We start from the raw sequence: 1,359 nt of genomic DNA on the forward strand, positions 1-1,359 counted from the left end.
CAGCCTTACAACAGCCTTGCAAGCATCGTGATACCGTTTTTCCCGTACTGTCGGGTCTGGATGGCTGTATGGGCTTGCAAGGTATATGAGGCGTCTTTTATAGCCGTCACCCCTTAATGTTCTTTTCGCCCTCACAAGCGCGTCGTTAAGTCGCCTTATACTCTGCGCCGGTATCATCGCCACGTAGTCCTCTACACAGTCCTGTCGACGCACTAGGATATCCGCAGCGTCGATCAGGTCATCAATTGCCTGCTGGATGTTGGTCATGTCATCTCCTCCTCCCCCACTCATCCATCTCCTCCCAAAACCGATCCATGCGATCCAGCTCACGCCAAACCAGAAATACGGCCAATATTCCCGCTATCGTCAGCCCCAGCGCGATCACCATCACTGCTGGCATGTCGCCACCTCCTCAGCGCGTTCTCTTCGGATCTACGTAGACATAACCACGCCTCCGGTAACAATCCAGAACCCGCTTCGCCTTTTGTGTCCACGGAGGCCTCTGGTCCATGGGAACCTCCTTGCGCCATACGACCTTTGCCTTGTCTAAGCCCCAGCACCGATCCACGCCAAGGTCGTTGTTGCCGTTATAGAAGTTGTCACGGCAACCCCGGCAATATCGCAGCTTTTGCCTGTCAGTCATTCCATCGCCACCTCCTAAATATCCGCATAATAAACCGCACCCCTCAGCACCTTCGTAGCCCGGCAATAGTCGCAACTCTCGCACCGAATCGGCTCAAGCTCCCCGGTCTTGACAAGCGAGATCCTCTGCATATTGCCCTTGATGCCATCAAGCTCTTTTTGATACCGCTCAGGGTCGCGCAGGTCAATGACCTCTTTATCAGGCACATTGTCCTTGCTCACGGCAACCATGTAATACTCATACCAATCGCCGTCTGGTCTGCCACTTGCAAGCCTCTCTATCTCGCAATAGAGTGCAGCCTGTAGCGGGTAGTCGTAGTGCTCAATAAAACTCACTCGGCCTCCATGCCTCTCGCTCCACGTGGCATCCCAGATGCTACGGGTGGTTTTGAGGTCAACAATCCGACGCCTCTCCGCGTTGTAAACATCCACGATCACCCGCCACATGGCCCCGGCGAACTTGGCGGTAAACACGACCTCTTTCTGGCCCTCAAGCATATACATGCACAGCGGATCGGCCTGCAGTGTGGCGATCATCTCGTTGGCCTGCTGATAGCCAGACCGCAGGGTCCCGGCCTTCGTAAACATCTCTGGGTGCTCGCTGATGAATTGATCTCGCTTGCCCTCGTTCCACGCATGGACATACTGCCCGATCAGCATGGCCTCGGTTGGAGCCTCGACCCACTCGCCGGAGAGGATCGCCATCTGCTGAGCCTC

The 1,359-nt window shown here is 55.5% G+C and carries 3 protein-coding genes; all 3 read right to left on the bottom strand.

What is annotated here, in order from left to right; genetic code table 11:
• The coding region (locus ACE4YL_RS08610; protein ID WP_461369520.1) for a hypothetical protein at positions 1-267 on the bottom strand (267 nt) is incomplete at its 3' end.
• A gap of 1 nt (position 268) precedes the next feature.
• The gene (locus ACE4YL_RS08615; protein ID WP_461369521.1) at positions 269-400 is read right to left on the bottom strand and encodes a hypothetical protein; all 132 of its coding nucleotides are present in this window, start codon (positions 398-400) and stop codon (positions 269-271) included.
• Positions 401-657: 257 nt separating this feature from the next.
• On the bottom strand, positions 658-1,359 hold a 702-nt coding region (locus ACE4YL_RS08620), incomplete at its 5' end, for a PD-(D/E)XK nuclease-like domain-containing protein (protein ID WP_461369522.1).

Origin of the sequence: Candidatus Darwinibacter acetoxidans (assembly GCF_041936445.1) — a bacterium.
GTDB lineage: Bacteria > Bacillota > Limnochordia > Darwinibacteriales > Darwinibacteriaceae > DTU010.

Bases quoted from the DNA above. Each gene is read 5' to 3' on its own strand.
- ACE4YL_RS08615 (WP_461369521.1), bottom strand. From the start codon at position 400: ATGCCAGCAGTGATGGTGATCGCGCTGGGGCTGACGATAGCGGGAATA.